Origin of the sequence: Leptolyngbya sp. FACHB-36, from assembly GCF_014695955.1 — a bacterium.
GTDB lineage: Bacteria > Cyanobacteriota > Cyanobacteriia > Leptolyngbyales > Leptolyngbyaceae > FACHB-36.
On sequence record NZ_JACJPG010000622.1, the window covers coordinates 1 to 7,190 of the forward strand.

The window sequence follows — 7,190 nt, forward strand, 5'->3', positions numbered from 1 at the left end:
ACCGCGATCGGGCGCGTTGGCTGCTTCCTCACGGGCTTAAGCGATCGCACCTACGGCATTGCCACATCGCTCCCTTGGGGAATTGATTTTGGCGACGGAGTTTTGCGTCATCCCACGCAGCTTTATGAGATTGCCTTTTTGCTGGGACTTCTGGGGTTTCTAAAGTGGCGAGAGCGTTACGCTTATCGATCGGGCGATTTATTCAAGTTCTATTTGATTGCTTACCTGAGCTTCCGGTTGCTGATAGATTTCATCAAGCCAGATATTCACGCGCTGCTTGGGCTGAGCGCCATTCAGGTTGCCTGCCTGTTGGCTCTCCTCTACTACCGCCGCAGCATTCCTGCCCTGTTTCGGTTTGAGCGATCGTCCCCCGACGACAGGCTGCCTGCATCAAATCAGTAGGCGCGCTAAGAGCGACCGCTCCGCAAAGGCGCTTAGCTTGACTTTGCGACGATCGCTCAAACTTCAGTGTATTAACGCTTACTAGTTGGGAACCCTCTTAAGACAGATCTGTCTGTGCATTAAAACTTGTCGCGCGCAGCACAATCAATCACTTTAATCTATCGTTCTAAGAATTAATGCCGTTTGCTCCTTCGGCGCAGGCTGCGTAAAGTTAGTAATCAAGAGTAATCAAGCTTTGTGCACGAAGCCTTACTGAAAATGCCGTATTAATGCCGAATCACAGTTCACAGCATTGCAAAATCGATGCGATCGGCAGTACAGGATGCACACTAAGGAATTAACGGATGACAGTTGATATTCAATCAGCGCGAAGCGCTCACGGCTTAAAGTCAGAATGTTTGTCATTTAAAGAGGTGTTGGCGCAGTCGTTTGCGGTGATTGCACCCACCACTACGCCAGCGGCTAACTTGGGCCTGATCTTCGCACTATCCGGAAATGGAACCTGCTTGAGTTTTCTCTTAGGCACGCTGGGGCTGATGTTCGTTTGCGTCAACATCAACCAGTTTGCGAAACGATCGGCGTCTCCTGGCTCCCTCTACTCTTACATTGCTAAAAGTTTAGGTCCAATGGCAGGCGTTGTTTGCGGCTGGAGTTTGGTTCTGGCGTATTTATTCACGGGAATGGCTACGCTGTGCGGACTCAGCATTTTTGGGGAGTCTCTGCTGGGACATTTAGGCCTTCATCTGGCTCCAATAACGCTGCTGGCGATCGGGGCAGGAATTGCGTGGTACATGGCGCACCGGGATATTCAACTATCCGCCACATCGATGCTGATCATCGAAGGGGTTTCTGCCTGTCTCATCTTGCTGCTGGGTGTAATTGTCTGGGCGCACAAGGGCTTTGCGATCGATGTCAGCCAGTTCACCCTCCAAGGGTCTACTCCCAGCGGCATTGCAATGGGACTGGTGCTGGTCGTGTTTGGCTTCTCTGGGTTTGAAAGCGCCACCTCTTTGGGTGACGAAGCGCGGAAGCCGCTGAAGACCATTCCCAAATCGGTCATGTCCAGCACCATTCTGACCGGACTATTCTTTATCGTGATGGGCTACATCGAAGTGCTAGGATTCAGCGGCAGTTCAGCCTCCCTCGCTAACTACGAGGAGCCGCTGACGTTCTTGGCAGATCAAGCAGGCGTTGGACTGTTGGGACAGGTGATTGGCGTCTCGGCGCTTCTGAGTTTCTATGCCTGCGTCCTGGGCAGCATTAATCCAGCGGCGCGGGTGTTTTTCATGATGGCGCGGCATGGCTTGTTTCCCACCTCTCTAGGAGAGACCCATCGTGCCAATCGCACTCCGCACATTGCAATTACAATTTGCTCACTGCTGATCTTCCTGGTGCCTGCTGGACTGTCGATGCTGGGTCTACAGCCATTTCAGAGCATGGGCTTTTTGGGAACGATTTGCACCTACGGCTTTTTGACGGTCTATATCCTGGTTTGCATCGCTGCCCCGGTTTACCTGCATCGCATTGGCAAACTGCGTCGATTGGATGTCGTTTTCTCGGTGTTAGGCGTGGCGTTCATGCTGCTGCCCGTGGTAGGAATGGTTGGAGTTCCTGGCAGTGACGTGTTTCCGGTGCCGGAGTATCCGTATAATCTGTTCCCCTGGCTGTTCTTGCTGTACTTACTGCTGGGCTGTGGCTGGTTTATAGTAAAGCGTCGGCGCTCTCCTGGACTGGTGAAAAAGATGCAGCAGCGCGTGGATGAACTGCACGCCCAGTTTGCAACTCCGGCTCCCGCTACGGATGATCTGTAAAGGACGCAACAATGAGTGAATTAATTACAGCCGTTCCAGCCAGCATTACCTCGTTTGCGGCGACCAATGTCGATGACATCGTGATCCTGACGCTGCTCTTCTCCCAGGTGAATGCGACCTTTCAGCGTCGGCACATCGTTACGGGTCAATATCTCGGTTTTGCAGCACTAGTGCTGGTGAGTCTGCCTGGTTTCTTGGGTGGATTAATCATGCCTCAACCTTGGATTGGACTGTTGGGGTTGGTCCCGATCGCGATCGGGCTGGGGCAGTTGTTCAACCGGGAGGAGGATGAGGAAGCCGACCTGCCTTCTGCGGCGCCTGATACGGCGTTCGCAGGTCTGCTGTCTCCTCAATCGTATGGGGTTGCAGCGGTTACGTTTGCGAATGGTGGAGACAACATTGGCATTTATATGCCGCTGTTTGCCAGCAGCGAATTGCCAAATTTGATGGTGACGCTAGGCGTGTTTTTCTCGCTGGTGGGCGTGTGGTGCTACACGGCGTATTGCCTAACGAGACAGCCCGCGATCGCCACCCGGCTAACGCGCTATGGCAGCCCGTGCGTTCCATTTGTGCTGATCGCGATCGGTGCCTTTATTCTGTGGGACAGCGGCACGCTAGAAAATCAACTGCTGACCGTGATTGCGATCGCAACCGTTTACCTTTGCTTAGTGATGCTGGGGCGATTTCAGCCGCCCTCTGAGGTGGAAAATTGAGAGTGACTTACTCTTAATTCACTATGATCCCCGTTATTCAAACCGTTCTTACTGGCATCACCGCATTCAGCGCCACTAACGTGGACGATATCGTGATTCTGATGCTGCTTTTTTCTCAGAGGAACGCGAGTTTTCAAACCCGACATATTGTCATCGGTCAATACCTGGGATTAACGGTGTTATTCCTTGCCAGTCTACCTGGCTTTATTGGCGGGTTAATGGTGCCGAAAGCGTGGATTGGGCTGCTGGGACTTGTGCCGATCGGTCTGGGAATCCTTCAACTCTTTAAGCGGGACGACGAGCAGGTGCAGTGGTCTGGACAATCACTCAAAGCGTCCAGCAAGGCAGTGCGGTTCCTTAGCCCTCAAGTTCTCAGTGTTACTGGCATCACCATCGCCAACGGAGCCGACAATATCGGAATTTATGTACCGCTGTTTGCCAGTTCCACTGGCTTTCAATTGCTGGTGATTCTGGGTGTGTTCTATGCGCTAATCGGCGTGTGGTGCTACGCGGCGCTTCAGTTAGCTGGTCAGCCCACGATCGCCCGACTGCTAATGCAGTATGGTCGCGTGATCGTCCCGGTTGTATTCATTGGTTTAGGGGTCTTCATTTTGATAGAGAGCCACAGCTACCAACTCCTACCTTGGTTCTAGCGGGTTAACACTTAATTGTTTAGTTAAGAAGGATGCAGCGAATCAAGCGGGATCTGTATTATCAACAGTATTTAATGTGCATCAAAGGATCTGATCCATGCGATCGCTGTTCAAGTTACAAGCTTCGGATACGACATCGGAAAAGCGCGAGCCGCTGAAGAAGCTGAATCCTTCGCGGGTGCGCGACCACCTGGCAAATGAGCGTACGTACTTGTCCTGGATGCGAACCGCGATCGCGCTGATGGGATTTGGCGTGGTAATCGTCCGATTGCGGATTCTTCGTCCGCCGCTCTCCCCTAGTCCTGGGAATGGCTGGAAGCTTGGGCTGGTGTTTGCGCTGGTGGGTTTGGTGACGGTGCTGCTGAGCACGCAGCACTACTTCTCGGTTCGCACGGACATTGATGCAGATACCTACGAACCCAGCGATCGCTGGGTGATTCTGTTTAGCATTGCCGTTGCCCTGCTCGGAGCTGGAGTCATTTACTATGTGTTCACGGTGCCGCTCGAATCGATGAACCTGTTAGTGCCCGATTAAGCGTAGGTTTCGTGCCAGTCATCCTGCACGCGGATTTGATGGCACGCTGCTCTGTTGGATTAGATTTGACATGGAAACAACGCCCGCCAATACCGCTAATTCAGCGTCATCCGCGCCAGCAGACACCTCGCGGGTGCGGGAGCATCTTTCCAATGAGCGCACCTATCTCGCTTGGATGCGAAGCGCGATCGCGCTGTTGGGATTTTCTTTGCTCATGCTGCAATGGGATAGGGAATCCTTTACCGCTGACAGTTGGAAGCTGAGTATTGCCTTGGCGGTGATTGCGATCGTCGCAGTTTATCTGGCAACTCAGCACTATCTCAAAGCTGCCCGCGACATTGAAGAAGATACATACGAACCGCACGATCGCTGGATCGTACTAATCAGCATTGTGGTGTTGCTGTTGGGAGCTGGAATGATCTACCTGATATTTGATGCGACGGCTATTTGATTCGACGGCAGGTCCAGTGGGGCTGGCTTGAGCGCACAAGCAGATGATTCGTCAGCCGCCGTCGTCGTCAATTGGAATTGCCAGCCAGTGACTTAGCTCAGCCGCCAGCCAGCAGAGTTCAGCTTCGGTAAACAGGTCCGTTTCCAGATCAAATACCTGCTTACTGCCTGCCCAAATGCGCAGCCGGGCGACGCGCCAAAATACATCGCCTTGACGGTTCTGATCCTGATAGCGCTGCAGCACTAACCGCGTGATCATCTGCCGGGACGCTGTGCTCTGACGCCACTTCCAGCCAAACAGCACGTTTGCCAGAATGATGTCTCGATCGTCCACGTGCAGCCAGACTTGCCGCAAACGCAAGAACGCGATCCCCAACGCGATCGCCCCACTGGGCACCAACGCGCCCAAATTCAGCAGAATCGTCGGGCTGAAGAAACAGCCAGAGCCAAACAGCCACCATGCAACCGGGATAACGAGCGCAATCGCGGCTAAGCTCCTGTAGCTGATGTCTTTCCGAGGCGAGAGGATTTCCAGCGCGGTGGCGGTTTTGGTTCGCTGCACGTCGCTGCCCACAGGCTGCGGCACTGCGATCGCGTTAGGCGGACGGCGTTTTGCAGCATTGAGCGATTGCAGCGCCTCGGTCGCAGAGGAAAGGCGGCGATCGAGCCCCGGCTCTGTCAGCCACTCTAGCCAGTCGGCGAATGCTGGACTTAGGTTCGCGGCTTGCCGGAACTGAATCTGAAAATTGCGCTGCGGCAGTTCGGTCGGGTGGCGCCCTGTCGCCAGAAAAATCAGCGTCGCACCTAAGCTGTAGAGATCCGAGGCAGGCGTTACGCGTCCACCAAACTGCTCTGGCGGCATGTAGCCGTAGGTGCCGACAACGGTGATCGTGCTACTTTCGGAGACGGCAAGCGACTGCACCGAGCCGAAATCTACTAAGTAGACTTCACCCGGACGATCGCCCGATCGATTTGCCAGCAGAATGTTGCTGGGTTTGAGGTCGCGATGGATGACGGGCGGCTGGTGTTCGTGTAGATACATCAGAATCTCCAGCAGCGATCGCGCCAACTGCTTTACCTCCGACTCGCTGAACGTGCGTCCGGCTCTCAGGTGTTGCTCTAGCGATCGCGCCTCGACGTAGCTCTGGACGATCGCAAACCCTTTGCCCTCGTCGGCTGAGTCAAATTCTAGATAGTCGAGATAGCGCGGAATCTGCGGATGCGACAGCGTTTTAAGCACCGTTGCTTCCCGCTCAAACAGCTTCAGGTCTTGCCACTCAAACTCATCGCCCAGCAGTAGGCGCTTAATGACGACGAGTTCATTTGTCTGCAAATCCTGCGCCAGCAGCGTTTCTCGTCCAGTTTGCCGACCGAGTTGGGCTTGGATGACGTAGCGATTGGCGAGAGGGTGAGACATGCAGTTAAAAACTCAACAGTGCACCTGATATGAATAAGAACGTAGGGGCAACGCATCGAACAGGAAATCTCTGCTTAACTGCAAAGATTTTTTACCGAATGCGCTGCCCCCACGAACTTTCTACATCGCTCACTCTTCGAGTTTTCGGCTCTCCCGCTCATACCATTGGGCAAACTGCTTACTGACTAAGCCCATTGCAGTTCCCGGAATCGCCGCCGCTAAAAATATCCAGCCGCCAGCCATGCCCTCAAAATCTCTGAGTAGGGGAATGAGGAGCAAACCACTCACCACAGTGCACAGCAGAGTGCTGACAAACCGAACTGATCGGCGATGCTGCTGTGGATCTTTCAGCGGCAGGTGAAATAGCCACGTCCACAGACCTATGAGCAGCCCATTGAAGCCGCCCAAAATAAATCCATAGACCACACCAATGCCGCCGCCGTAAACGGTGAAAAACAGGGGAAGCAGTCCCGTGCCAAAAATGGCACCATACGCGGCTCCAATCAGTGCGCCCAGCGCGGTGCTTTGCCCGATCGCTTGCTTAAACACTCGCTTTCTGGTTACGGGCTGGCGCGGCTGTAAATTGGCAGCGCGGACAGGCGGCAGCGGATACTTTAGAGTACGCAAGGCAACCCTCGCCGAGGAGAATCGCCGCTCTAAATTGGGGTCAATCATCTGTCTGAGCCATGCAGCAAACGTGGGACTCACGGTAGCCGCGTGCTCAAACTGGATGCGGAGATCGGTCTGCGGCAGATCGGCAGGATGCTGCCCCGTCAGCAGCGCGATCGCGGTCACGCCCAAACTGTACAAATCCGACGCAGGAGACGCAACGCCACCAAACTGCTCTGGCGGCATGTAGCCATAGGTACCGACGACGGTTACGGTTTTTCCATCTTTGGTTGCGAGAGTCTGCACCGAGCCAAAATCTACTAGGTACACCATTCCGTCTTTTAACAGAATGTTGCTGGGCTTGAGGTCGCGATGGACAACAGGCGGTTGACGATCGTGCAAATAGACCAAGATGTTCAGCACACCCAGCACAATGCATTTCACTTCAGTCTCCGAGAACCGATGTCCTGCCTGCATTCGCTCTTCTAGCGATGGCGCGTCGAGGTAGGTCTGCACCAGCACAATTCGCTTGCTGTGGGTGGAGCTGAGTTCAAACTGCTCTAAATAGCGAGGAATTGCGGCATGGGAGAGTGACTGGAG

The 7,190-nt window shown here is 54.0% G+C and carries 8 protein-coding genes; 6 read left to right on the top strand and 2 right to left on the bottom strand.

Going from position 1 to position 7,190, the window contains the following annotated elements; translation table 11 throughout:
* The 6 genes from H6F43_RS18715 to H6F43_RS18740 form a co-directional block, all read left to right on the top strand.
* Positions 1-402: prolipoprotein diacylglyceryl transferase family protein (locus H6F43_RS18715; RefSeq protein ID WP_190344286.1), on the top strand; the 402-nt coding region annotated here is incomplete at its 5' end.
* A gap of 344 nt (positions 403-746) precedes the next feature.
* On the top strand, positions 747-2,213 hold the full coding sequence (locus tag H6F43_RS18720) for an APC family permease (RefSeq protein ID WP_190344288.1): 1,467 nt from the start codon (positions 747-749) through the stop codon (positions 2,211-2,213).
* Positions 2,214-2,224: 11 nt separating this feature from the next.
* Positions 2,225-2,926 carry a cadmium resistance transporter gene (locus H6F43_RS18725; RefSeq protein ID WP_190344290.1) on the top strand — a complete coding sequence of 234 codons (702 nt, stop codon included), beginning with the start codon at positions 2,225-2,227 and terminating at the stop codon, positions 2,924-2,926.
* Positions 2,927-2,949: 23 nt separating this feature from the next.
* Positions 2,950-3,579 carry a cadmium resistance transporter gene (locus H6F43_RS18730; protein WP_190344292.1) on the top strand — a complete coding sequence of 210 codons (630 nt, stop codon included), beginning with the start codon at positions 2,950-2,952 and terminating at the stop codon, positions 3,577-3,579.
* A gap of 97 nt (positions 3,580-3,676) precedes the next feature.
* The gene (locus H6F43_RS18735) at positions 3,677-4,114 is read left to right on the top strand and encodes a DUF202 domain-containing protein (protein WP_190344294.1); all 438 of its coding nucleotides are present in this window, start codon (positions 3,677-3,679) and stop codon (positions 4,112-4,114) included.
* A 70-nt stretch (positions 4,115-4,184) separates the two neighbouring features.
* A complete protein-coding gene (locus tag H6F43_RS18740; RefSeq protein WP_190344296.1) occupies positions 4,185-4,565 on the top strand; it encodes a DUF202 domain-containing protein in 381 nt (126 codons plus the stop codon).
* 51 nt (positions 4,566-4,616) lie between these two features.
* Here the strand turns inward: H6F43_RS18740 and H6F43_RS18745 are convergent, their stop codons facing one another.
* Positions 4,617-5,981: a serine/threonine-protein kinase gene (locus H6F43_RS18745; RefSeq protein WP_190344298.1), complete on the bottom strand. Its 1,365-nt coding sequence runs from the start codon at positions 5,979-5,981 to the stop codon at positions 4,617-4,619.
* Between the two features lie 129 nt (positions 5,982-6,110).
* The coding region (locus tag H6F43_RS18750) for a serine/threonine-protein kinase (RefSeq protein ID WP_190344300.1) at positions 6,111-7,190 on the bottom strand (1,080 nt) is incomplete at its 5' end.